The sequence below is a fragment of the Verrucomicrobium sp. BvORR034 genome, from assembly GCF_000739635.1.
GTDB lineage: Bacteria > Verrucomicrobiota > Verrucomicrobiia > Verrucomicrobiales > Verrucomicrobiaceae > Verrucomicrobium.
Window position 1 is genome coordinate 39,694 of the sequence record NZ_BATQ01000020.1, and the last position, 23,222, is coordinate 62,915.

Here is a 23,222-nt window from a genome sequence, read left to right on the forward strand (position 1 = left end):
GCCAGCCCCGCCCGGGCATGCTACAGAGCCCCCGATGCCGCCTGCCCGTCTCTCTTTCACCGCCGCAACGGCCATCGTGGTGGCCAGCATGGTCGGCACCGGCGTGTTCACCAGCGTTGGCTTTCAGCTGGCGGACATCCCTTCTGGTTTTCCCATCCTCATCCTGTGGTTGATCGGGGGCGTGGTTTCCTTGTGCGGGGCGTTTTGCTATGCGGAGCTGGGGGCCATGATGCCACGGTCGGGCGGGGAGTACCATCTGCTCTCCCGTGCGTACCATCCGCTGGTGGGATTTCTGGCGGGGTGGATTTCCCTCACGGCTGGCTTCGCTGCTCCCATCGCGGCCGCAGCCAAGCTCTTTGGCAGCTACACGCATGGCATTGTGCCGGGCCTTAACGAGACCGCGCTTTCCGTGGGGCTGGTGCTCGTCATCATGGGGGTGCAGCTCTGCCACTTGAGGTTCATCGAGCGTTTCCAGCTGGGCTTCACCATCCTGAAGGTCACGCTGGTGATCTCGTTCATCATCGGCGCGTGCTGGCTGGGTCAGGGGCGTTGGGAGCTGCTGCAACCCCGCCCGGGTGACGGGGCTTATTTCCTCAGCAAGCCTTACGCAGTGGCCCTTGTCTTTGTCATGTACGCCTATGCCGGGTGGAACGCGGCCTCCTATATTGCTGGAGAAATCGAGAACCCGTCCAAAAACCTGCCGCGTGCGCTCATCATTGGGACATCGGCCGTGACCTTTCTTTATGTCGCCCTGAACGCGGTCTTTCTGGTGGGCGCGCCCTGGCAGGAGATGACGGGCAACATGCAGAGCGCCCTCATCGCCGGGCGGGCCATCTTTGGCCAGCGTGGCGGGGATGCCATGGGGACCCTCATCGCCTTCGGCCTGGTGGCGCACGTCAGCGCCATGCTCTTCTCCGGCACCCGGGTGCTCCGCGTGATGGGGCAGGACCGGCGCATCTTGCGCTCCATGACCTACACCAATGCGGTGGGTGCCCCCTGGCTGGCGGTGCTGGTGATCACCCTGGTGGTGCTCACCCTCATGCTGACCGGCACGTTCGACCAACTCCTGTTGTACATCGAAACCCTGCTGCTCGGCTGCTCCCTCCTGTGTGTGCTGGCCGTGCCGTGGATGCGCTGGCGTCAGCCCGGACTGGAGCGCCCCTTCCGGGTGCCGCTCTACCCGCTGCCTCCGCTCATCTTTGCCGCCGTGGTGGGCTGGATGCTGTTTTCCCTGGTGATCCGCCGCCCGGTGGAAACTGCGTGGGGCGCGGCCACCCTGGTGGTGGGTGTGGTGATTTATTTCCTCGATAGAGCAGGACGCCGACCGGAGCCCGGTGCAGAGCCATGAAGCTGGAGTTCCCGGTTCTCTGCCACGCCTGGCAAGGTCTCGTTCACGTGGTGAAGACGCAGCGGCACGCCCGCTGGCATGCGCTCGTTTCCCTGGCGGTCATTGGCCTCGGCATGGGGTTGCAGGTGTCCCGCCTGGAGTGGCTCGCGCTGATCCTGGCGATGGGCCTGGTGTGGTGCGCGGAAATATTCAACACCGCGCTCGAGATCGTGTGCGACATGATCACGAAAGACCCTCATCCCTTGATTGGCCTCGCCAAGGATGTCGCTGCCGGGGCTGTGCTCGTGGCGGCATTCACTGCCGCTGCAATGGGCGCGGTGGTGTTCGTGCCGAGGCTGTGGGAGATGTGGAGGTGACCTATTTGGATGCCCCAATTCAGGCGGAGCGCATGTGCCGGCATCGATGCGTGATTTTGCCTGATGATATGCCGAAATGGTACTCGATCCGCGGACGATACGGGTCGTTGTAGATCCATATTTCCGTGGCAAGGCGGTCATCTATCGGGCCATTTTAGTCCTTCGGCGGTCTTCGTCCGAAACCTGCTCAACTATGTCTGGCTCGCCTAGGATGCCGCGCAGTTGTCTGAAGGTTGAGGCAGCTTCCGTGCATTTAACCGCCGCATTGACCTTCTGATACCAAGGGCCCAACGGACCTTCGACCTGCTCGCTGAAGCCCTTCATATGCCTGTCGGATTGATCTGCCTCTGTGCGGTACGGTGGGAGTTGCCAGTCGTGGGCCTAACTCATTTCGGTGATGATTGCGTCGATAGGGTGACCGTCACGGACGACGACATACCCACGACGCATGGAGAGGGTTGATCGATTAAAGACGAATGGCCATAGTCGATCGCGTGGACTGAGCCGCGCAATCGCGGGGCTGAGCTCGGGATGTTTGATCCGAATCCACCAACGTGGCACATGCAGATGCCAGTAGCGACACAGCGCTGGGGTGGATTGATAGGCCGCCTGAAGCAAGTCATCCGCAGAGCGCAGTGCAAAATAGGGCTCTTCCGGGAGGTTTTGATTGTTGAGGCAGGGCATGCAAATGGCGTCGAGTACGGTTGGTTACAGGTTCAATGCGGCGCCTCATCGCAGCCTTGTAAAGTACTGAGGATTGGCACGAAACCATGTGCACAGTGCCACTGCTAGCTTCTTTTGCTGTCCGCCGAGTTGATCGGTCTCCTGCCGGAGATCGTCTTTGCCCTGAAGCATTGCGAGCCTCTCCTGGTCATCGTCATCGTTGAAGGGGTGAGTGCCATAGTAGCTGTCCATCTGGCGGCGGCGTTCTGCGGTATCGACAGGGGGTGGGCTGATGCCGAAGACCTTTTGAGCCGCAGTGGAGAGCACGCTTGCTGCTTCGGGGCATCCAATCAGATGGAAGTCTGCAATCTGCTCGGAGGTAAATGCACCGCTGGAGTTCCAGAAATACTGAGGCAGTCCTCCGTTGTTCAGTTCGGCCGTGAACCAATAGAACCTCACTGCCATCTTGCGCCCTTCATTGAGGCCAGGATAGCTGGATTGCCGCCATTCGGGCCTGACATCTTTATCGGAGAGATAGTCAAACTGACGGAAACCTGCCGGCTCCGCATCGAACTTCCGCCAACTGGGGGCAAAAAGGCGCATGAGGTACTCTAGAGCGAGGTGAGATGCCTGGGCAAGAGGGTATCTCCATTCGCCAAATATCAAAACCTTTGTACCTTCGTGTGAGAATCCTCATCTCCCGCCAGCGATGCGTGCTCTGGCCTACTTTAGTCGTGTGAAGTATTGGGGGTTCGCGCGGAACCACGAGCAGAGCCCCATCGCCAGAGCTTTTTCCAGCTGCCGGAGCTCTTCTGTTTCTTCCTTTAGACCGTCCTTGCCGCTCAACAGGGCGAGCTGATCATGGTCATGGTCGTGATCATCATCATCGTGATCGTGGTCATGATCATCATCGTCGTCGGAATGAGGTATATACGAGGCGTCGATTTGGCGGCGGCGCTCGGTGATGTCCACAGCCGGAATGGCGGTGCCAAAGAGCTTGCGGGTGGCACTTGTCAGGATGTTTCCTGCGCTTGGGTGTCCGATTTCAAAGAAATCCTGGATCTGATCCGACGCGAATTTGCCGCTGGCCTTCCAGAAGTAATGTGGGAGTCCGCCGTTGTTCAGCTCGGAGGTAAACCAGTAGAATCGCACCGCCATCCTGCGGCCCTCGTTCAAGTTCGGATAGGTTGCTTTTCGCCATTCAGGCTCAATGTCCTTGGCGAAGATGTAACTCAGTCGGGGTAGGCCCTCCGGTTGCCGATCAAATTTTTGCCAACTCGGGGTGAAGAATCGCATTGGAATGTGTCAATGTCGCCACTTCCCAGCCGGGGAGCAAGTCCCAATCGTGACTGGGTCAAGAGGGATGAATCCTCAAAACCTGCGTGCCTTTGTGCCTTCGTGTGAGAATATTCCCGTCCCATGTCGTCCCCTGGCTCCTACATTTCTGAACTAACCTCCCTTCTCGGCCCCTCCTGTGTCTCTGTTGAAGAGCCGGTGCTGGCGGTGCACAGCACGGACAAGTGGTTTGCCTCGGCCCGGCCGGACGTGGTGGTATTTGCCGAGAGCACAGAGCAGGTGAGCGCGCTGTTCAAGTTCGCCTCGGAGCGGCGCATCCCGGTGACGCCGCGTGGGGCGGGGGTGGGTTATGTAGGGGGCTGCGTGCCGTTGCAGGCGGGCATTGCGCTCTCTCTGGCGCGAATGAACCGCATATTGGAGATCAATGAAGCCGATGGCGTGGCCGTGGTGCAGCCAGGGGTGATCACGGGCGACCTCCAGAAGGCGGTGAAAGAGCGCGGATGGTTCTACCCACCCGACCCAGCGAGCCTCAAGGAATGCTCCCTGGGTGGCAACATCTCCACCAACGCCGGTGGACCGCGCTGCCTGAAGTACGGGGTGACGCGGCCCTATGTGCTGGGCTTGGAGGCGGTGATCCCTGACGGCACGATCTTGCGCGCCGGGGGTCGTTGCCACAAAAACAAAACCGGCTTCGATCTCGTGGGTCTCTTCACCGGCAGCGAGGGACTGCTGGGCGTGGTGACCGAGGCGACCCTGCGCCTCATTCCCCATCCGCCCTTGCGCGCGATGCTTTCCGTGGGATTTGCCACCTTTGCAGAAGCTGCCGCTGCCGTGCAGCGTATTCTCGGCAGTGGGCATTTGCCGTCCGCCCTGGAGATCACCGACAGCTTCACCCTCCGGGCCGCCCGCGACTATGTGGGTGACTCGGTGCCAGAAGGGGAGGCTCACCTGCTGGTCGAGGTGGATGGCCAGGAAAACACGGTCCCGCTTGAACTAAAGGTCATTGAGGACCTCTTGCGCAGTCTCGGGGCCGTCTCCATCAGCTCCGCGGTGGGCGATGCAGAGTGCGAAAAATTCTGGACCCTGCGCCGTGAGTTCTCCTACAGCCTGCGGGCCACGGGGCTGACCAAGCTCAATGAAGACATCGTGGTGCCGCGTGGTCGCCTGGTCGAGTTGGTGAGCTTTGCCTCGCAGCTTCAGAAGGAGAGCGGATTCCCAGTTGCCTGCTTCGGCCACGCCGGGGACGGCAACATTCACGTGAACGTCATGGTGCCAGACATGGAGGATCCTGAGCAGCGGGAGCGGGCAGAGGTGGCGTTGGACCGTCTCTTTCATCACGTGCTGGCATTGGGCGGGGCCATTACCGGTGAACACGGCATCGGTATCGCCAAAAAGCGCTGGTTCCCTGAGGCCATTGGAGCCGGGGCGCTGGAGGTGCACCGGCGCCTCAAGGCCGCACTTGATCCGCTTGGCATCTTGAATCCCGGCAAGTTCGTTCCATGATGGGGACGAACGGGGCGTGTGACCTTGGTCGCCCGGCCTATTCCCCCCTCAGCTTTTATTGTCTCTCGCTACTGCCAAATGGATTGCCCACAGGAAGATCTCGTTAGTGGACTGCTCAAGTCCTACCAGGAAGTCGGCGGCATCAATCACCTCGATTGTGCCAACCTCCCCTCCAAGCGGGTGATTGCGTCTCTGTGTGAAGATCTCCTGCAACTGCTCTTTCCCGGCTTCTTCGCAGAGGAGGCGGTGTCTACCGGGGAACTGCCACTCATCACCAATGAACTGGTGCAGAGCATTCGCGACCGACTGGCGGACGAGATGGAGCACAGCTTCCGCCTCGCTGATCCCAGCCGTACGGACAATCGCACCCGTGCCCATGAGCTGGCCTGCCAGTTCTTCAAGAAATTCCCCGTCGTCCGTCGGCTCCTGCAGACGGATGTGGAGGCGGCCTACGATGGCGATCCTGCGGCGAAGAGCTACGATGAGATCATCCTCGCCTACCCAGGGCTGGAGGCGATCGCCATCCAGCGGCTCTCCCACATCCTGTACCGGGCGGGTGTGCCTTTGATTCCCCGCATGATGACGGAGTGGGTGCACAGCCGCACGGGCATCGACATCCACCCGGGGGCGCAGATCGGTTCCCATTTCTTCATCGATCACGGCACGGGCGTCGTCATCGGGGAAACCTGTGTGATCGGCTCTCATGTGAAGCTGTATCACGGCGTCACCTTGGGAGCGCGCAGCTTCCAGAAGGATGAGGAAGGGCACATTGTGAAAGGCACCAAACGTCACCCAAACGTGGAAGACCACGTCACGGTGTACCCGAATGCCATCATCCTGGGAGGCGATACCACCCTGGGGGCGCGCAGCACCGTGGGGGCCAACGTCTTCCTGATGAAGAGCATCCCGCCAGACACTTTGCTGGTGATGGCAGATCAGGTGCAGCGTACCTATGACAAGACGGCCCGCCAGAAGCCCCTCTCGCCAGACGACCGGCCCGACATTGGCCTGTAACAAGGGTGTATCGTGTCACACCGCCGTCGCTTGCAATGGGCCAGATTGTGCTACCCTCTGCTTCAGATGATTCCCAAGGCGGCCCAGCGTCAGATGTGGTTTGAATTTTTGGAGAGGCTGGTCACGCCTGCCTCCACGGCAGCCGGGCAGGCTGAGGTGGAGTTGGAGCATCTCTGCGATCACGATCATCAGGGCGAGTTGGGCTCCGATGATATGGAGTCTGTGGCGGACGTATCTTCAGCCAACCGTTCCTTGCGCGGACGGGATGCCAAGCTGGAGACCGAATCCCGACGCTGGTTGTTGAGCCTGGGATTGACCGAAGGAGCTGGGAAGGTCCAGGTGGTCTGGAATGCCAAGCTGCGGAGCACGGCTGGCTATGCCCGCTGGCCTCAGTGGCTGGTGGAGCTGAATCCCCGGCTGGTGGAGTTTGATGGGCAGGTGGACCGGACCCTGAAACACGAGTTGGCGCACCTGATCGCCTATGCCCGGGCGGGACGGCGGCGGATTGAGCCTCATGGGCTGGAATGGCGTCAGGCCTGTGCGGACCTGGGCATACCTGATGAAAGTGCCCGCCACACCCTGCCTCTGCCGCGGACGAAGCAGCAGCGGAAGTTCGTTTACGCCTGCCCCGCCTGTCAGACGATTGTGGAGCGGGTGAAGCGTTTCCGCCGGCACACGGCGTGTCTGGCCTGTTGCCGCAAACACAACCGGGGCGCATTTGATCCGCGCTTCCAGTTTGTGCTGGTGCATCGGAAGGAACCGGGCGACGCCTGACCAGGCACGGGCTGACCCATGAAAAAAGCGGCGCACCTCCAATGAGATGCAGCCGCTTTAGAAGGGGGGCAGAACGTCGCTTAGCGATCAGTTTTCGTCGCCGAGAGGGTAAATGTCAGCACCTTCTGGCACTGCCCCGTTGCGGATGCTTTCCAGACGCTTGCGGCTGCCCCGGACGGAGGACGGCCGGTTGGCGAGGCGAGAGACGATTTCCGTCACGGTGGGAGCCACGAGGAGAGCGCCGGTGGCCAGAAGGGCCACGGAGGCGATATTCGAAGACTTGCGGGACATCCCACGACCGAAAAGCATGCCCAGAGCACAGCCCGCCGCTGCGGATGCAGTGGCAACAGCATAGGTGTTCAGTTCGGAGTCGTTCCAGCGCTGAGATGCAGGGGTCATGACGAAAACTATACGCTGGCAACTGCCAAAACGAAAACAGAAATTCACGTTTGAGGTTGAGGGCGATGGTCCTAGGGTGCTCTCCCTCACATTTACCGGGCTTGGCCCGATGTCATCCCGCCCTTACCGCCATGAGCACTGCTTCCAGTCCCGCCCGCACCTACGCCCTTGTTCTTGCCGGGGGAAGCGGCCAGCGGTTCTGGCCGGTCAGCCGGGATCGTTTGCCCAAGCAGCTCCTACGCTTGTTTGATGAGAAGACACTGCTGGAGCACACCATCAACCGCCTCGCTGGCGTGGTGCCCCGGGAGAACATCCTCATCCTGACCAATTGCCAGCAGGTGGAGGGCGTGCGGGAGGCCTTGCCTGATTTCCCGGCGGAGAACATCATCGCTGAGCCGGAAAAGCGCGACACCGCGCCGGCCATCGCTTTGGCGATCGCCTGGGTCGCGGCCCGGGATCCCCAGGCCACGATGATGGTGCTGCCCTCTGACCATCTCATTCAGGCCACGGACGAGTTTCAGCGGGCGTTGCGGACGGCTTGTGCAGCGGCGCAGAGCGGGGGAAATCTGGTGACGATCGGCATCAAGCCCACCTGGCCGTGCCCCAGCTACGGGTATGTGGAGCGGGGGACCCGGCTCGATGATCCTGCCGCAGGCGGTGTGCCGGTGTATGAGGTGGTGCGGTTCCGGGAAAAACCGAGCGCCAGTCTGGCAGAGCAATTTCTGGAGCAGGGGAACTTCACCTGGAACGCTGGCATGTTCTTCTGGACCGTGCCGACAGTGAGGGAGAATCTCACCCAACATTGTCCGGAACTGGCAGATTTCATTCATGCGCTGTCCACCGCGGAGGACTTTGACGCGACGATGAGGGAACGGTTTCCGAAACTGACCAAGCTCTCCATCGATTATGCGCTGATGGAGAAAGCGCCCTGTGTGTTGAACGTGGAGGCCACTTTCGACTGGGATGATGTGGGCAACTGGACCTCAGTAGGTGCCTACCTGGCCAAGGATCACGAGGGCAATCAACACAACTGCCTGCTCAACCAGATCGAATCCACCAACAACCTCGTCTTTTCCCAGACGCCCCAGCACATTGCGTTGCTCGGCGTGCACGATCTGATGGTCATCTCCACGCCAGATGCCCTGCTGGTGGCTCACCGCAGCCAGGCAGAGCGCATCAAGAAGCTGGTGGACGGGCTTCCTACGGATCTCCGCTAGGGCGGAGAGTTGCGTTCCACAGCGATTGAGGGCACCCTTTCCAGGCATGCGCACGCTCGGCATTGATCATGGCACGGTCCGCATTGGGCTGGCACTCAGTGATGAACTGGGCCTGGCCGCCCACCCTCTGAAGACGCTGGACACGAGTCCCACCGTCGAGCAGGAGATTGCCGAAATCGTACGGCAGAAGCGGGTCACCACCGTGGTGCTGGGGCTGCCCCTGCGCATGGACGGCCATCGTGGAGAGGCGGCCAGCCGGGTTGAGGCCTTCGCCGACCGGTTGAGCAAGGCGCTGCGGCATGAAGTGCCGGTAAAGTTCGTCGATGAGCGCCTCACCAGCGTGTCGGCGGAGCGCAGCCTGGGTCTGGAGGGCAAGCAGAAGACCAAGGAGCAGAAGAAGCTGGTCGATCAGGTGGCGGCCGTGGCCATCCTTCAGGACTATCTGAACACTCAGGCGGGTGGGGACGCCTGGCTCCTGCCGGATGAGCCTGACTTCCGCTGAGCAGGGTTGGTTGTTTCCTAATCATATTTGTCCCGCGCCACATGTCGTTTCGCCGGCTCAAACTCACCATCGCCTATGATGGCCGCCCCTGGAGCGGCTGGCAGTCCCAGGCGAACAGCGTCACGGTGCAAGATCAGGTGGAAACTGCGCTCCGCGATCTCACCGGTGCCCAGGTGAACGTGCAAGGCTCCGGGCGGACCGATGCCGGCGTGCATGCCGTGGCCCAGGTGGCTCATGCCGATGTGCCGGATGCGCTGAAGATGGGCCGGGATGCGTGGGTTCGCGCCCTTAACGTCCGCCTGCCCCAGAGCATCCGCATCATGGATTGCGAGGAGACGGCAGGGGACTTCCACGCCCGGTTTGACGCCGTGGGAAAGATCTACTGCTACCGCCTGTGGCGTGGGGAGGTGATGTCCCCCTTTGAGCAGGGGCGGGCCTGGCACCTGTACGGGGCGCTGGATCTTGATCTGCTGCACCACGGGGCCGGGATTCTCACGGGCACTCATAATTTCGCGAGACTTTCCGCGAACCGCGGAGGCATGAGCGAGGATGAGCGGCGGGAGGATGCGGACGGGCTGACCCGCACGGTGCGCCGCATCGACATCATCCCGGAGGGCGGGGTGCTCCGCATTGAGTTCGAAGGAGACGGTTTCCTCTACAAAATGGTCCGTCTCATGACGGGCAGTCTGGTGCATGTGGCCCGCGGGCGTGGAAGCCTGCAGTGGCTGAGCGATCTGGTCGTGGATCCCTCCGGGCTCAAGAGCAACCAGTGCGCCCCGGCGGATGGCTTGTATCTGATGAAGGTGTTCTACGCCTGAGCCGGCGGGGGCGTGTTGTACAGGCCCAGCGCCTGGAGGGCGGAGCTCAGCACATCGCCAGTCTTGTTCTCGTAGGGCCGCTTGGGCCGCAGCACGGGCCAGCCCCGGCTCTGGCCGATGGCCTCCAGCTCCGCATTGGGGTGCACGAGCACGCCGTGGCCGGCGAGCTCCAGCAGGGGCAGATCGGCAGCACTGTCGGAGTAGGCCCAGGAGTCCTGAAGCTCCTCCGGAGTCGCTGCCGCCACGGCGGGCACCGCCTTCTTCATGGCCGCGATCTTGGCCTCGCGCTTGTTGTTGCTGCCCAGCACAACGGGCAGTGCGGGCATGCGCTCGGCGGGTTGCACCTGGGTGGCGATGCAGTGGTCAAAGCCCAGCGCCTTGGCGATTTCATGGGCATACACGTCCGGACTGGCGGTGTTGAGGATGAGCACCCGTCCTTCTGCCCGATGCCGCGCTACCTCGGCCATCAGTTCCGGATAGGCCCAGGGGCGCACCACCTGCTGGGCAAAGACCCGCGCCTGCTCCGTGAGTGCCGCGCTGGAGAGTCCTTTCATATAGCCCATGAAGGCCCGCTTGGCTGTCACCGTGGGCAGTACCTTGGCCGCCCGGAGGAGCGCGATGGGCGCAAAGCGGAGCAGATAAGCTGTGCGGCCGCGATCCTGCTGAAGCATGTGATTGGCAAACAGCGCCTGGGTGTCAAAAGGCAGCAGCGTGTGATCGAGGTCAAAGAAGGCGAAGCTGGGCATCGCCGAAGGGTGGCGACGATGTGAAGGGAGTCAATGGGCGGGACTCAACAAGAGCGAAGGGATTGATTTCGGCGGCTGGGGGGCGTAACGTGTGTCATGACTGTGATGGAAACCATCGTTAGAGATTTGCAGGGCATGCCCCTTCGCAAGCTCGTCGAGGTGGCGAGGTACGTCCATCGTATGAGCGCAACCGACCGAGAGGAACGTGAAAAGGTTCTCAAGGAGACCTATGGTTCTCTGTCTGAGGACGATGGGAAATGCTTCGAAGATGCCCTGAAGAGTGCCAGAGAGGTAGAGGTCCATGGCTGATAGGGCTGCTGGAATACTGCTCGATTCGAGCGTCATCATTGCCCACTTTCGCCGCAAGCTGGATCTGTTTCAGCTGGTGCAACAAGGTGAGCCCCTATTCATGCCGTTGGTAGTCTTGGGCGAACTGTACAAAGGAGCTCAAAAGTCTGCCGACATTTCAAAAAACACCCGACTCATAGACGGCTTTCTCAAAGTGGTGGCGGTTCTGAACCCCGATGAGGAAACCGCAGCATGCTACGGGAGGCTGGCTGCTTACCTCGAAAGACAGGGGAAGAAGATCCCCGAAAATGACCTTTGGATCGCTGCCCTTGCAGTGGCGTTGGATATGCCCTTGGCCACGCGAGACGATCACTTTCTCCGAGTCGACGGGCTGGACGTACTTATGTGGTGACGTCCCCCGCCAAATGTCTCGCCGAATGATAGAAAAGTGCGTCGGGGAGCGTAATTTCCATCCGTACCCTCATCGCACGCGGGACGGAACAGGTTTCCCTAAAACCCGCTGATAATGAATTGCTTACGAATGGATCGCTTCAGCTCTTCCCGCCGCCGTTTTCTCCCGCAGGTACTGCCGGTGCTCATGGTGGCGCTGGGGTCGATGGCAGGAGTGGGTGCGGAACTGCCTCTGCCTGAGCATCCCGGTGCCGTCATCTACAAGAAGATGTGCCTGGATTGTCACGGGGCGAAGGGTGAGGGCGTGGCGGGCAAGTACGATGAACCGCTGCATGGTGATCGCACTCTGGAGGCCCTGGCCAAACGGATCGACCGCACCATGCCAGAGGATGAGCCGGAACTGCTGGATGCGGCGGGTTCTGCCCAGGTGGCGGCCTATGTTTACGATGCCTTTTATTCGCCGGCGGCCCAAGCTAAGAACAATCCTGCACACAAGGACCTGACCCGTCTCACGGTGGCACAGTACCAGACCTCCGTGGCGGATGTGGTGGGGCGTTTCCGCCCAGGTTCTGACCGCCCACCCGGCAAGGAACGGGGGCTGAAGGCGCGCTACAATGGCTTCATGCTGCCCCAGGCGGAGCCGGATTTTGTGGGTCCGCCTGTTGAGGCCAAAGAGGAGAAGAAAGACCGCCCCAAACATCGCTTTGAGCGGGTGGATGGCCAGGTGGCGTTTCAGTTCGGTGCTGACAGCCCGGACAAGGCCGTGATGGCCAGTGATGAGTTCCGCGTCCGCTGGGAAGGTGCTGTGATGGCCCCAGACACGGGGAACTATGAGTTTGTCATCAAGACGCAGAACGGAGCCCGTCTGTTCGTCAACAACAACGAGACCCCCATCATCGATGGGTGGGTGAGCAGCGGTCCGGATGTGCGGGAAGAGAAGAAGACCATCTTCCTGCTGGGCGGGCGGAGCTACACCTTCACGCTGGAGTTCTTCAAATACCGGGAGGCTGCAGCTTCCGTCGAGCTGATGTGGAAGACGCCCCACGGCGTGCTGGAAGTCATTCCCCAACGCTATCTCACACCCAATGGGGGCGGCATTCACATGGTGGTGAACACAACCTTCCCCGCGGACGATCGCAGCGAGGGGTATGAACGTGGCGCGGGTGTTTCCAAAACCTGGGAGCAATCCACCACGGATGCGGCCATCGAGGTGGCGGAGCATGTGGAGAAGAACCTGGACCGTCTGGCGGGTACCAAGGCTGGTGCAGGGGATCGCGTGGACAAGCTGAAGGAGTTCAGCCGCAAGTTCGCGGAAACGGCCTTCCGCCGTCCGCTCACGGAGGAGCAGAAGCAGATCTTTGTGGACGCGCAGTTTGCCAAATCGCCTACGCCTGAAGTGGCGGTGAAGCGGGTGGTCATGCTCTCGCTCAAGTCGCCTCGTTTCCTCTATCCCGATCTGAGCGAGCTGGAGCACCCGGATGACTTCACGGTGGCCTCCCGGCTGGCGCTGGAACTGTGGGATTCCGTCCCGGATGGTGGTCTCACCCGCATGGCGGCAGAGGGCAAGCTCAGGGATCGGAACAGTGTCGCCGCCGTGGCCCGCCGGATGATCGCTGACCCCCGCGCCAAGACCAAGCTGCGCGGTTTCTTCCACCACTGGCTGGAGCTGGATCGCGCCAGCACGATTGCCAAGGACGCCAAGACCTTCCCGGGCTTCGATGACCGGGTGCTGGCAGACCTTCGTGAATCGCTCTGGATGTTCGTGGACCAGATCGTGTGGAGCGAGAAGTCTGACTACCGTGAACTGCTCCAGGCGGATTACCTGTGGATCAACGACGCCCTGGCCAAGTTCTATGGCAAGGGCGATGCCGCTGCACCCACCTCGGAGTTCCAGAAAGTGAGCTTCACGAATGGGCAGCGCACGGGCGTGGTGACGCATCCCTACCTGATGGCTGCCTTTGCCTACAACAAGGACACATCGCCCATCCATCGCGGGGTGTTTCTCACCCGCAACATCGTGGGCATGTCCCTCAAGTCACCACCGATGGCGGTGGAGTTTGAGGACAGCCACTTCGACCCCACGCTGACCATGCGGGAGAAGATCACGGCGATGACAAAGGACAATGCCTGCATGGCGTGCCACTCCGTCATCAATCCCCTGGGCTTCAGCCTGGAGAACTACGACGCGATCGGCCGCTGGCGCACGCAGGAGAAGAACAAGCCGGTGGATCCCGCCGGGCACTTCGCCAATGAGCAGGGCCAGACCATCCAGCTCAATGGCGCCCGCGACATCGCCAGCTATGCCGCCAACAGCGAGAGCGGGCATCGCACCTTTGTCCGGCACTTGTTTCATCATACCGTGAAGCAGCCGGTGGCGGCCTTCGGTGATGACACGCTGGAAGCGCTGCGCGCCAAGTTCACCAAGGAAGGCTGCAACATCCAGAAGCTGCTGGAAGAGATCGCGGTGATCGGGGCCATGGATGACGTGCCACCGCCCGCGCCTCCGGCTCCCAAGCCGCAGCCCGCCCCGCCTGCCCCAACTCCGGCTCCACAGAACACGCCGCCGCCAGCACCTGTGGCGGCGCCACCTGCTCCAGCTCCCGTTTCACCCCCCACCCCCGCCAAATCATGAAAGCCCTGAACCGCCGCCAGTTCCTCCGCGACCTTGGAGTCTCTGCCGCCACGCTGCCGTTCATCGCCGGTCTGCCCAGTCTGACGGGCGCTCCGATGCCCCAGCGTCGTCAGCGGGTGGTGATCATGTTCTCGCCCAATGGCACCCTGCCGGCCGATTTCTGGCCGGACAAGGAGGGGGCGGACTTCGAGTTTAAGTCCATCCTCAAGCCGCTGGAGCCGTACAAGGACCGCACGCTCATCCTCAATGGCGTGTACAACAAGATCCGTGGCGATGGGGACCAGCACATGCGGGGAATGAGCTGCCTGCTCACCGCGAGCGAGCTGATGCCGGGCAACATCCAGGGTGGCTCCGACAAGCCGGCTGGCTGGGCGGGCAGCGTCTCGATTGACCAGGAGATCAAGAACTTCCTGCAAGGGCGTGCCGAGACGAAGACCCGTTTTGGCTCGCTGGAGTTTGGTGTCGCTGTGCCCAATCGCGCTGACCCGTGGACCCGCATGAGCTATGCCGGGGCCAACCAGCCCATAGCGCCGATTGATGATCCTTACCAGATGTTTGCCAAGCTCTATGGCAAGATGAAGGACAAGGACAGCCTCATCAGTGTGCTGGACGACGTCAGTGCTGACCTCAAGAAGATCTCCAGCAAACTGAGCGCACGCGACAAGGCGCTGCTCGACCAGCACATGATGCTGGTGCGCAACCTGGAGCAGGAGTTGCAGAACCCCGCGGCGGATGCGGCCCTGCAGCACCCCATGCCTGAGCTCGACCCCGGCATTGAACTGGTGAACGACAACACCCCGGAGATCAGCCGCATGCAGATCGACCTGCTGGTGAATGCGCTCTCCAATGACATGACTCGGGTGGCGACGCTGCAGTACATGCGCTCCGTGGGGCAGGCGCAGATGCGCTGGCTCGGTGTGGAGGACGGGCACCACTCGCTCTCGCACGATCCGGATGACAACAAGGAGTCCTACGAGAAGCTCAAGAAGATCAACAGCTGGTTCTGCGGTGAGCTCGCCTATCTGGCCAAGCGGCTCTCCGAAACGCCCGAAGCGGGCGGCGAAGGCAGCATGCTGGACAACACCCTGATCGTCTGGACCAACGAGCTGGGCAAAGGCAACTCCCACACGCTGGACAACATCCCCTGCGTGATCGTGGGCGGTGCTCCTGGCTTCAAGATGGGCCGCCATCTGAAGCTGGACAAGGTGGCCCACAACCGCCTCTGGATGACTCTGGCGCACGCCATGGGCCACCAGGACCTGAAGACCTTTGGCAAGGCCGAGCTCTGCGAGGGCGGGGCGTTGAACTTGGCGTAGAGGCGGCCCGGCGTTGCTGGCTTGCAGTGACTGCTGGTTTGGGATAGGCATGGGGAAAATTCTCCCCATGCGTTGTCCCTCTTTGTTCTGGTCAATCAGCGCGATTCTCCCGGTCGCCACCCTCTCTGCGAAGGAGTTCACTCCCGGTGAGCTCCTTCAGCTTGCCCGGGACCGGGCGGAGCAAGGCGATCTTTCCCAAGCCGACTCCACCCTCAGCGGCCTCCTTACTCGTCGGCCCGAGCAACTGGCTCTGTGGGAGAAGGTCATTCGGATGCAGACCCAATGGGGCTCGTTGGATGAAGCCTTCAAGCATGCGCGTCTGATGAACCTTCGATCCCAGCTCGGAGACGGCAGCGCCAAACCGCTGCCGTTGTTGATCGAGATGGAGGGGCGGCTGGAGCGGGAGCTGGATGCACTGCTGAGTTTGACGTCATCGGAATCCGACTACCCGGCCGGGCTGGTGGAACGCCTGAAGCTGACGGTCACCTTCACCCCGGAGAAGTCGGCCAAGGTGGTGGAGCACCTTTTCACCCTCCTGCGGGCGGGGGTTCCAGGCAATCCGAAAGCCGGGGACGCTGCTGCCGGGTTCCTGGTAAAACTGGGCGAAGTCCCCGAACTATGCGCCACCGTCTTGAGACTGGCCGAGGCGGCAACGCTGACCTCCCAGAGAGACTGGTGCGAGGAGTATGCGGTCAAGATGATTGGCTCGCGTGCCTGGGACCGCCCCGGATGCCTGGCACAGTTTCTGACCTGCTCACCGCTGACAGCCACGGTTGATCAATTTCTGGACCTGGAGCTTCCCCTGCGGTCCGAAGGGACGCTTTTGGGAGTGTTGGCGGCGGAGTTGCGCAACGATTCCAACACCGCCTGGCGCTGGGAGGCGCTCCAGACCCTGAAGGCACAGACCTCACCCCGCTTTGGCGTAGGACTGCTGCTGCATTTGATCGAGGGCAGGGCGGATGGAGAGTCGCTTCGTCAGTTTTTACAAGCAAATCAGAAGGACCTGGCCAGCCTGACAGACCGGGCGGCAAGCAACCTGCTGGCGGTCTTGAGGTCGCGTCACGAGACGCTTTCCAGCCCCTTGGATCCTGGCTTGAAGGCGCTGCTCGCCCCACTACTCGCGGCGGAGGAGTGGCAGATGAATGGTGTCCGGCTGGAGTGGAGACAGGCGGCGCGGATCGAGGAAATGAAACTCACCCCTGCGGCGGCCCGCAGCCTGGCTCTGGCGACCGTCCGGCGGCTGCTGGTGCATGATCCGGTGCTGGCCCGGGATTACTTGACCGATGCCGCGAGGTTGATGCGTGACAGCGATGGGCTCAACGAGTTGCTCATCGAGACTGCCCGTGAGCCGGAGTTGCTCGCAACGGTGCTCAAGCTGGCGGGGGGAACCCGTCTGGCCCTGGATTCCGGGTGGGAGCGGCGTTTTCTACTACTGGCGTGGACCAACGAGACTCTGGTGGGGCAGCCGGAGCGGCTCGCCATCGTGCTGGAGGCCACGGGGCTCCTGGGTAGTCCCCAGGAGGTGTTGCGCTGGTGGGAGGAGGGGATGGAGGCGGAGAAGGGGTTCTTCGCCACGGTGATCAAGGATGTTTCCAACAAGACCCGACGATCGACCGCCCTCGTTGCCGCATTGGAAAAGCGGCCGGAAGCGACTTTTGGCCGTGATTTGGTGATGGCTTTCCTGAAACCCAACGTGAAGGAGCAGTTGCTGCTGGCCGCGCGGAAACACCGTGCGGCGCTTGAGGACCTTCCGGCGGATCTCAAGGCGCGAATGGCGTCATTTCTGACGCGCTGGGTGGGCAGCGAGGTGCTGCTTGCCAATGCAGTGCCCGGCTTTGCCGAGGTGCTGAAGGTGAGTGTCACAGACCGCACTACGGAGGTGCTCGCAGAACTTGCCCGGTTGGGGGAGGTCAGCCGGGTCGAAGACCTCTATCCCCGCGCAGCCGCCGAGCTTGCCGCAGTGAATGCTGCCAGCGGCCAGCCGTCGGAAGGGATGACGGGGCTCGCCGGAATCCTGACGGATGCCATGATGATCGACCCTGGCGAGGCGGGATGTGTGTTCAGGCATGTTTCCTCGATGGTGCATGCGGCGGACCGCTCTGCGGCAGAGCGCACGGCTGACAAGCGGCTCGGGGTGTTCGGTCTCTGGCTCATGGCTGCCATGGATCATCGTAAGCTGCATCCGCTGGTGCAGGAGGAGCTGGGCAAGATCGTGCTGCAGCGTGCGGACTACTTTTGGGTCGAGAAGGCGGGAAAGCGCCTGCTGCCCCCCGCTGATTTCACGGAGGCCACCCGACTGGTCGCCCGTCTGGAGAGGGCGGGCGTCCTGGCACCGGGAGACGAGTACCAACCGCTGAATCTGGCCCGTTACTGCACCCTGCTGGAAACCCTCTCGCGAAGGCTGGTGGAAGTGCCTGTTCCGGTGCGTCGCGAAACCTTGAAACTGCTTGAGACACGGCCCGAGCGGGGCTTTGGCACCGTGGTGACCATCGCCTTCCTCCAGCCGACCTGGCAGGATGCCGATCCGGGGCTGGCGGCGGTCCGCCCCGTGCTCGACTACCGGCCGGACGAGGAGAGCCTGGCCCTGCGGCGGGCGCTCGTGAAGTTGTTTCCTGAGATCGAGGGGAGTGCGGAAGCCCTGTCCGGGAATGGCACCGTGGCGATGCTCGAGAAGCTTCACAAAAAGGTGACGGCACGTGAAGCCCAGTTGAGTCGCGAGCCTGACAAAACGCCGGTGGTTGCCTCGAACCAGACCGGGCGGGATGAGGCCATGGCGGAAATGTCCCGACTGATGAGCAGGGGGGAGGTGAGCGGTGTGCGTCAGTTGTTTCAAGGACTGATCAACAGCGCGGGGCCGACGCAGAAGACGCCTCCAGGCGAGATGGCGGTCTGGCTCTGCCGGGAACGCCGGCGGCAACGATTGCTGGAGCGCTGCTTTGAAAACCCGCTTCCTCCCGATGTGGCTGGAATCCTGTTGGGCAGTGCGGCCCTGGATGAGAGCGGGCAGTTGGGACTGGTGGGTACCCTGTTGGCAGACGATGTGGGACCAGCCCTGGAGCTTGCCTGGGCGGAGGCAGCGGGGCTGGTCCAACCTGTGGTGGCGGCGGAAGAGGTGCTGGCGGCTTTCGCGCGAGGTATGAACGGCGCACCGTCTTATGTGGCGGTGCCTTCCTTGTCGCGGTGGCTCGCGGCCCTGCCTGCCCCGGCACGGAAAGAGGTGTTGGGCTGGGCCGCACAGGTGCCAACTGACAAACCGTGGAAGGAACTGGCGGTTGAGCTGCGGCGAGCGGCGGTGTTTGTCAGGACTTTGAAAAGCAAGCCTGCGGAATCAGAGTTGGCGGCCGCCTTGGAGCACTATGGCCGTTGCGTCCAGGATGAGGCCGTGCCCTACCGCATGCGACTGGATCTGGCGGTGCATCTCTGCCGTGTCGATGCTGCGGCTTTGCCTCCCGCCTTGGTGATGACTGCGGCAAGACTGGCGCTCCAGTCGTGGCAGAACGGGGATTTGAATGACGACGAGGGAATGGTCGCGGTGTTTGAGACGTTTTCACGCCTGCCTGAAGACGAAGCCTGGCGGCGCCTCGCCAAGGGGATCATCGAACGCAGGGATCAGTTGATTGCCGAGGTGGGCATGGGTCAGAAATGGGGCAGTCCGACCGCAAATCGCGTGGTGCTGGCCTTGGTGGCAAGGTTGAAAGACATGTCGGCCATGCTGGCGTTCACCGACGACCGGGAAGGGGTGACGGAAGACCGACAGTTCGAGGTGGCAGTGCTCGCCCGCTATCAAGAACCCAAGCTCGCGGCCCGGGTGATGCGACGTGACTGGAGGTACCTAGCGGGGGAGTCGACCGTCAGGTTCGTACCGCCAACGTGGAGCTTGAGCTGTCCGGAGCAGGAGGCCGCCGCACTTTCGGCATTGTTCACCCAAGATGTGCCTGACCTTGCCCTCCTCGGCAGGGCACTTTTGCTGCGATCGGCCCGCCCGGTCCCGGGACTTGCGGGCAACAACGAGGCCAGCTGGCGTGCGGATGCCATGAAACTTGCCGCTGATATCGCCGCCGCCCCACGATCCGGCCGGGGCTTGCGGCCCCGGATCAACCGGTTCCTGGTCGGGTTACACCCTGAAACCCTGATTCCGCTGGCTGACAATCTGGCGGCCGATGCTGCGGAGGAGGCCTGGCAGGTGGGCGCAAGCATCTCGGAATTCAATTATGCGGACAGGGCCGAAGTCGTCGCCACGCAGGACGCGATCCGGGTGCTGGATGGTGATCTGGATGTCATGCCCGCGCAGATGAAACGTCTGGGGGGCCATCATTTCTTCGACAACGAACTACGGTGCCCGCGAGGCGATGAACGCTCAGGCAGTCTATCTCATGCAGTTGGTGACGACGGTGGCGGGCAATGCCCACAGGCTGACGTTGAAGCAGCGTGGTGAATGGATGATCAAGCTGGATCGAATGTTGCAGGGATTGGGCTACACTGCGGATGGGATCAGGATGTCGCATGCCTTACGTGGCACCTCCTGGATCGTGGATCGTTGGATGGAGGCCCAGGGCCTTCGGGATCCCCAGCCGTGGGTCGTTGAGGATCTGAGCGGAGGACGTACCGCATCCCTTGGGGCGGGCTTGAACGTCTTGGCGGAACTTGCCGCAGAGAGCCCCGGTGAGCGGACCAGGGAGTTGCGTGGCCGGCTCGCCATCGCCGTGGCCAGGACGTCGGAGTTGTATCTTCCTGCCGGTGAGCGATGGAACAACCTCTGCGACTTGATCCTTCCGAGTGGAATTGTGACGGAAGAGGAATTGGTGGCAATCAGTCCGGAGTTGCTTGTCGCCATGCGACACAGTGGGAAGGCTGCCTTGGAACTCGCGGCCGTAGCCAACGAGCACGGGAATACGGAGATGGCGGCCCGCTTGCTGGAGATGGGATTGGGCGATCCTCAAATTTTTAACGAAGACACATTGCCCATTGGGCACTTTGACGGTGGCGAGCGGGCCGCCACCCGAAGGGCGCTGATCATTCGCCGGGCATCGTTGTTGATTGCTATGAATCAAGGGGAAGGGGCCCGCCAGGTGCTTGCCATGCTGGCAGCGTCTCCGCAGGACAAGGGAGTGTCCCGCCTGAGTCAGTTGGCGTCGGAAAGGAGGCGGTAAATTTTTTCAGTTTTTTTCCAAGAAGAAGTTTGTGCGGATCTGTTGCTGCGTCTGGTGTTGGCGTGGTAAAAATTGGAAATGTCCGCCCAATATCTGATTTTGTGCAGCCTTTTGGGGCTGGGAGCGCCCTTGCTCCCGGCCAAGACACCCGCAGAGGAACTTGCAGAGGTCGAGGAACGGTACGCCCAGAATGAGTCGGAGTGGGCGGATTCCATTGTCCGCAAGATCCTCGGCAATACTGATGCTGGGATTGAGTTGTGGAAGAAGGCGATAGAGGCGCAGGTGAAGGCTGGCCGCGTGGTGGATGCTGCCAATAACGCGGAGGCCCTGATGCTGCGGTGTAAAGGATCAGCCCTGCAGGCGGAGGGCAAGGCGATCTATGACGGCGTGCTGCGGCAAATGGAGGTGGAACTCGACCGCTTTCTAGCCCTGAAGACCTGGGGGGATGTGGACAAAAGCGCCAACTGGTTCCGCGGGGAGCTTGCGAAGCTGATGCCCCGCATGGTGCGAGTGAATCCGGTCAAGACCAGGAAGGCGCTGGCACTGGCAGTAGTGTTGTTGCAACAGAGCCCCGAGGAGGTGGCCCGAAAGCAGAGCAACCGGCCGCGAGGGAGCTACAGCGATTTCCTGGCCCAGTTGGGAAACTCTCCAGAACTCACGGACGATGTGTTTCAGTTGGCGGAAAAGGAGGGGCTGATACGCGACAGGAGCTGGGTAACAAGCTATCAAAGCCATATGGCCAGCCAAGAGGCCTGGAGGGATGAAACGCACGTGCGTACTGTGTTCTCTTCGACTCCTTTTGTGGCGGACGTCAGGGAATTTAAAGACCTGTTCCTTGGCGACAGTACTCTGGTGGGGATGCTGATCAACCGCCTGCGGTGGAGTGATGATCGCGCGCTCAAAGGCATCGTCCTTCGTGATCTGGAGGCCCGGAATCCCCGGACATTTGGTGCGGAGCTGGTGGAGGCGATGCTGGTGGAAGACAGTCAGGGCACGTTGATGAAGGCGTTCTTGGAGCGCAGGAAGCAGGATCTGTCTCTGTTGAGCCCTCAATCGGCGGCCGTGGTGGTGGCGTTGATTGCTTCGAAGTTCAATCAGATTGCTGTACCCGTCCCTCTCTCGCCCGAATGGGCAGACCACATGAAACCTCTGCTGGAAGCTGAGTCCACGTACTTGGAGGAGGTGATGACCCCTTGGCGGAAGGAGGCTGTGTCCGAGATCATAAACCGGGGTTATGAGACCGCCCTGAATGAGGTGGTGTGGATTTTCCGGAGAACGGCATGCCGGGATCAGGAGAAGGCCGTGTTGTTCCTTGAACAGGCTGTCAAGCTGGCAAGAGCCCATGAGGCGGCATTTGGCGATCAGTTTTCCGCCGCCCTCATGCGCAAGGCCATGTCAATTCCTGAAACTCTGGCCCGCGTGATGAAGATCGCGGAAAGGGAAGGCCTTGGGGCGGGTGGTGGGGGACGTTCAGGCACGGTGTCTGCTGGGTTGAACCTCGATGAAGTGATGCGGGATCCGCAGCGGTTGGTGGCCTATCTCGACGCGGCGGGTCTGTTGGGAGACGTGAAAAAGTTTACGGCGGGGTGGCGGCCGGATGAACCGTTCGAGCACGGGGTGATGCAGCGGCTGGCGACCCAGCTTCCCGGACGCAAGGACGTTGCAGATGGGGTGTGCAAGCTGCTGGCACAGCGGCAGCCACGCACCTTTGGCACGGAGGTGGTGCTCATGCTGTTGACTCCCGCAGGCGATTTGGGGCTGCCGCGTGTGTTGCGTGACTACCAGGGTGAGATCTCGGCACTGCCGGCGGACTTGCAGGGGGAAATGGCCCGCTTTGGCATGGCACTCTGTCGCGATCTGGGCGGCCTCGCTCAAGCCCTGCCCAATTCGGCAGCGGCTTTGAAAGCGCGTCAGGCGGAGCTCCAGTCAGCGGCAACTCAAGACATAGAGAAGATACTGAATGCGACGGACGCGAAACAGTACTTCGCCCAGATCCCTGGAGGGTATCCTTATGTGAGGCAGCTAATGAGCGATCCGTCTGAGCAAATGGTGCAAACGGCAAAGTCGCTCGCGGTCGTTGCCGAGTTCGATGCAAAGAAAGCGGGTGCCGCATTCAAGAAGTACACCGAGATGCTGGCTGCTGCCGATCCCATGCGGGTGCAGCCGGATCAACGGATCAACTTCAGTCCGACTGGGCCATGGCTGGCCGTCTGTCTGGGGCATCCCAGCCTCCTGCGTTGGGTGAACGAAGCTGTCCTGGCGATCAGCCGGAATGAGAACTATTTTTGGAACAAATGCGTAGACGACTCGCTCTTTCCTGACCGGGCTTTCGCGAGCCTTCGAACCACCGCGCAGCTCTTGAAGAATCACGAGCTGCTCGTGGCCGCAACTGACTTCGCCCCGATGGTGTGGGGGCAACGCCGGAGCACGTTGCAGACGGTCGTCACGAAGCTGCGCAACCAGCCTCCTGCGCTCAAAGACGAACTGGTGAAGCACTTGCAATCCCGAGGCACGTTGAACTTTGGTGAAATGGTGATCGTGGCTGCCTGCCTGCCCAATTGGAAAAGCGGGACGGATCTCCTCCGATCCAAAGAGTCTGAGATGGCCTTGCTGTCCCCTCCGGTCCGCCAGGTAGTGCAGGAGGTGTTTGGAGCTTCCAGTACTGGAGGAGGGCCCGGGGGGGCTCCACCAACAACAACTTCCATGGGAGGTGGGAGCAGCGGATCTCCAGCGGGATGGCCGGGATCTGGTTCTGCTGATGAAACGGTGTCTGCCGAGGAAGTGGAAAA

General features: G+C 61.6%; 20 protein-coding genes. 15 read left to right on the top strand and 5 right to left on the bottom strand.

Features of this window, described 5'->3' with window-relative positions:
• Nucleotides 1–34 precede the first annotated feature (34 nt).
• Both BV034_RS04555 and BV034_RS04560 read left to right on the top strand, forming a co-directional pair.
• Entirely contained in the window at nucleotides 35–1,348 is a 1,314-nt protein-coding gene (locus BV034_RS04555) for an amino acid permease (RefSeq protein ID WP_050024565.1), read from the top strand.
• Complete coding sequence (locus tag BV034_RS04560; RefSeq protein WP_050024567.1) at nucleotides 1,345–1,704, top strand: diacylglycerol kinase family protein; 360 nt, start codon at nucleotides 1,345–1,347, stop codon at nucleotides 1,702–1,704. The genes BV034_RS04555 and BV034_RS04560 overlap by 4 nt, the downstream gene beginning before the upstream one ends.
• Before the next feature lie 381 nt (nucleotides 1,705–2,085).
• Here the strand turns inward: BV034_RS04560 and BV034_RS35650 are convergent, their stop codons facing one another.
• The 3 genes from BV034_RS35650 to BV034_RS04570 form a co-directional block, all read right to left on the bottom strand.
• Nucleotides 2,086–2,388 carry a hypothetical protein gene (locus BV034_RS35650; RefSeq protein ID WP_265592621.1) on the bottom strand — a complete coding sequence of 101 codons (303 nt, stop codon included), beginning with the start codon at nucleotides 2,386–2,388 and terminating at the stop codon, nucleotides 2,086–2,088.
• A 45-nt stretch (nucleotides 2,389–2,433) separates the two neighbouring features.
• The gene (locus BV034_RS04565; protein WP_050024569.1) at nucleotides 2,434–2,970 is read right to left on the bottom strand and encodes a DUF4375 domain-containing protein; all 537 of its coding nucleotides are present in this window, start codon (nucleotides 2,968–2,970) and stop codon (nucleotides 2,434–2,436) included.
• Between the two features lie 120 nt (nucleotides 2,971–3,090).
• On the bottom strand, nucleotides 3,091–3,663 hold the full coding sequence (locus tag BV034_RS04570; protein ID WP_050024572.1) for a DUF4375 domain-containing protein: 573 nt from the start codon (nucleotides 3,661–3,663) through the stop codon (nucleotides 3,091–3,093).
• Between the two features lie 123 nt (nucleotides 3,664–3,786).
• On the opposite strand from BV034_RS04570, the gene BV034_RS04575 reads away from it, so the two are divergent.
• The 3 genes from BV034_RS04575 to BV034_RS04585 all read left to right on the top strand — a co-directional run bounded on the left by BV034_RS04575 (nucleotide 3,787) and on the right by BV034_RS04585 (nucleotide 6,954).
• Complete coding sequence (locus tag BV034_RS04575) at nucleotides 3,787–5,166, top strand: FAD-linked oxidase C-terminal domain-containing protein (RefSeq protein ID WP_050024574.1); 1,380 nt, start codon at nucleotides 3,787–3,789, stop codon at nucleotides 5,164–5,166.
• Between the two features lie 78 nt (nucleotides 5,167–5,244).
• Nucleotides 5,245–6,180 (top strand): serine O-acetyltransferase EpsC, encoded by a 936-nt coding sequence (epsC, locus tag BV034_RS04580; protein WP_050024575.1) that lies wholly within the window; start codon nucleotides 5,245–5,247, stop codon nucleotides 6,178–6,180.
• 66 nt (nucleotides 6,181–6,246) lie between these two features.
• Nucleotides 6,247–6,954, top strand: coding sequence for a SprT-like domain-containing protein (locus BV034_RS04585; protein WP_050024578.1), 708 nt, complete (start codon nucleotides 6,247–6,249; stop codon nucleotides 6,952–6,954).
• An 87-nt stretch (nucleotides 6,955–7,041) separates the two neighbouring features.
• On the opposite strand, the gene BV034_RS04590 is transcribed toward BV034_RS04585, so the two are convergent.
• Nucleotides 7,042–7,353: a hypothetical protein gene (locus tag BV034_RS04590; RefSeq protein WP_050024579.1), complete on the bottom strand. Its 312-nt coding sequence runs from the start codon at nucleotides 7,351–7,353 to the stop codon at nucleotides 7,042–7,044.
• A 131-nt stretch (nucleotides 7,354–7,484) separates the two neighbouring features.
• Here BV034_RS04590 and BV034_RS04595 point away from each other — a divergent pair, with 131 nt between their 5' ends.
• Genes BV034_RS04595 through truA form a run of 3 tightly spaced genes read left to right on the top strand, consistent with a single transcriptional unit; the run spans nucleotide 7,485 to nucleotide 9,890 of the window.
• A complete protein-coding gene (locus BV034_RS04595; RefSeq protein WP_050024581.1) occupies nucleotides 7,485–8,570 on the top strand; it encodes a sugar phosphate nucleotidyltransferase in 1,086 nt (361 codons plus the stop codon).
• A 46-nt stretch (nucleotides 8,571–8,616) separates the two neighbouring features.
• Nucleotides 8,617–9,072 carry a Holliday junction resolvase RuvX gene (ruvX, locus tag BV034_RS04600; RefSeq protein ID WP_050024583.1) on the top strand — a complete coding sequence of 152 codons (456 nt, stop codon included), beginning with the start codon at nucleotides 8,617–8,619 and terminating at the stop codon, nucleotides 9,070–9,072.
• A 41-nt stretch (nucleotides 9,073–9,113) separates the two neighbouring features.
• A complete protein-coding gene (gene truA / locus BV034_RS04605) occupies nucleotides 9,114–9,890 on the top strand; it encodes a tRNA pseudouridine(38-40) synthase TruA (protein ID WP_050024584.1) in 777 nt (258 codons plus the stop codon).
• On the opposite strand, the gene BV034_RS04610 is transcribed toward truA, so the two are convergent.
• Nucleotides 9,881–10,636, bottom strand: a complete 756-nt coding sequence (locus BV034_RS04610) for an HAD-IB family hydrolase (protein WP_050024586.1) — start codon at nucleotides 10,634–10,636, stop codon at nucleotides 9,881–9,883. The two genes, truA and BV034_RS04610, sit on opposite strands and share 10 nt — an antisense overlap.
• Before the next feature lie 96 nt (nucleotides 10,637–10,732).
• Here BV034_RS04610 and BV034_RS04615 point away from each other — a divergent pair, with 96 nt between their 5' ends.
• The 7 genes from BV034_RS04615 to BV034_RS04645 all read left to right on the top strand — a co-directional run.
• Entirely contained in the window at nucleotides 10,733–10,945 is a 213-nt protein-coding gene (locus BV034_RS04615; RefSeq protein ID WP_050024588.1) for a hypothetical protein, read from the top strand.
• Nucleotides 10,938–11,336, top strand: coding sequence for a type II toxin-antitoxin system VapC family toxin (locus BV034_RS04620; protein ID WP_050024589.1), 399 nt, complete (start codon nucleotides 10,938–10,940; stop codon nucleotides 11,334–11,336). Before BV034_RS04615 ends, BV034_RS04620 begins: the two co-directional genes overlap by 8 nt.
• Nucleotides 11,337–11,465: 129 nt before the next feature.
• Entirely contained in the window at nucleotides 11,466–13,967 is a 2,502-nt protein-coding gene (locus BV034_RS04625) for a DUF1592 domain-containing protein (RefSeq protein ID WP_050024591.1), read from the top strand.
• The gene (locus BV034_RS04630) at nucleotides 13,964–15,283 is read left to right on the top strand and encodes a DUF1552 domain-containing protein (protein WP_050024593.1); all 1,320 of its coding nucleotides are present in this window, start codon (nucleotides 13,964–13,966) and stop codon (nucleotides 15,281–15,283) included. Before BV034_RS04625 ends, BV034_RS04630 begins: the two co-directional genes overlap by 4 nt.
• A 67-nt stretch (nucleotides 15,284–15,350) precedes the next feature.
• Nucleotides 15,351–19,718, top strand: a complete 4,368-nt coding sequence (locus BV034_RS04635; RefSeq protein WP_265592622.1) for a hypothetical protein — start codon at nucleotides 15,351–15,353, stop codon at nucleotides 19,716–19,718.
• Complete coding sequence (locus BV034_RS04640) at nucleotides 19,633–20,433, top strand: hypothetical protein (RefSeq protein WP_050024600.1); 801 nt, start codon at nucleotides 19,633–19,635, stop codon at nucleotides 20,431–20,433. The genes BV034_RS04635 and BV034_RS04640 overlap by 86 nt, the downstream gene beginning before the upstream one ends.
• Nucleotides 20,434–20,511: 78 nt before the next feature.
• A partial coding sequence (locus tag BV034_RS04645) for a hypothetical protein (protein WP_265592623.1) occupies nucleotides 20,512–23,222 on the top strand: 2,711 nt, incomplete at its 3' end.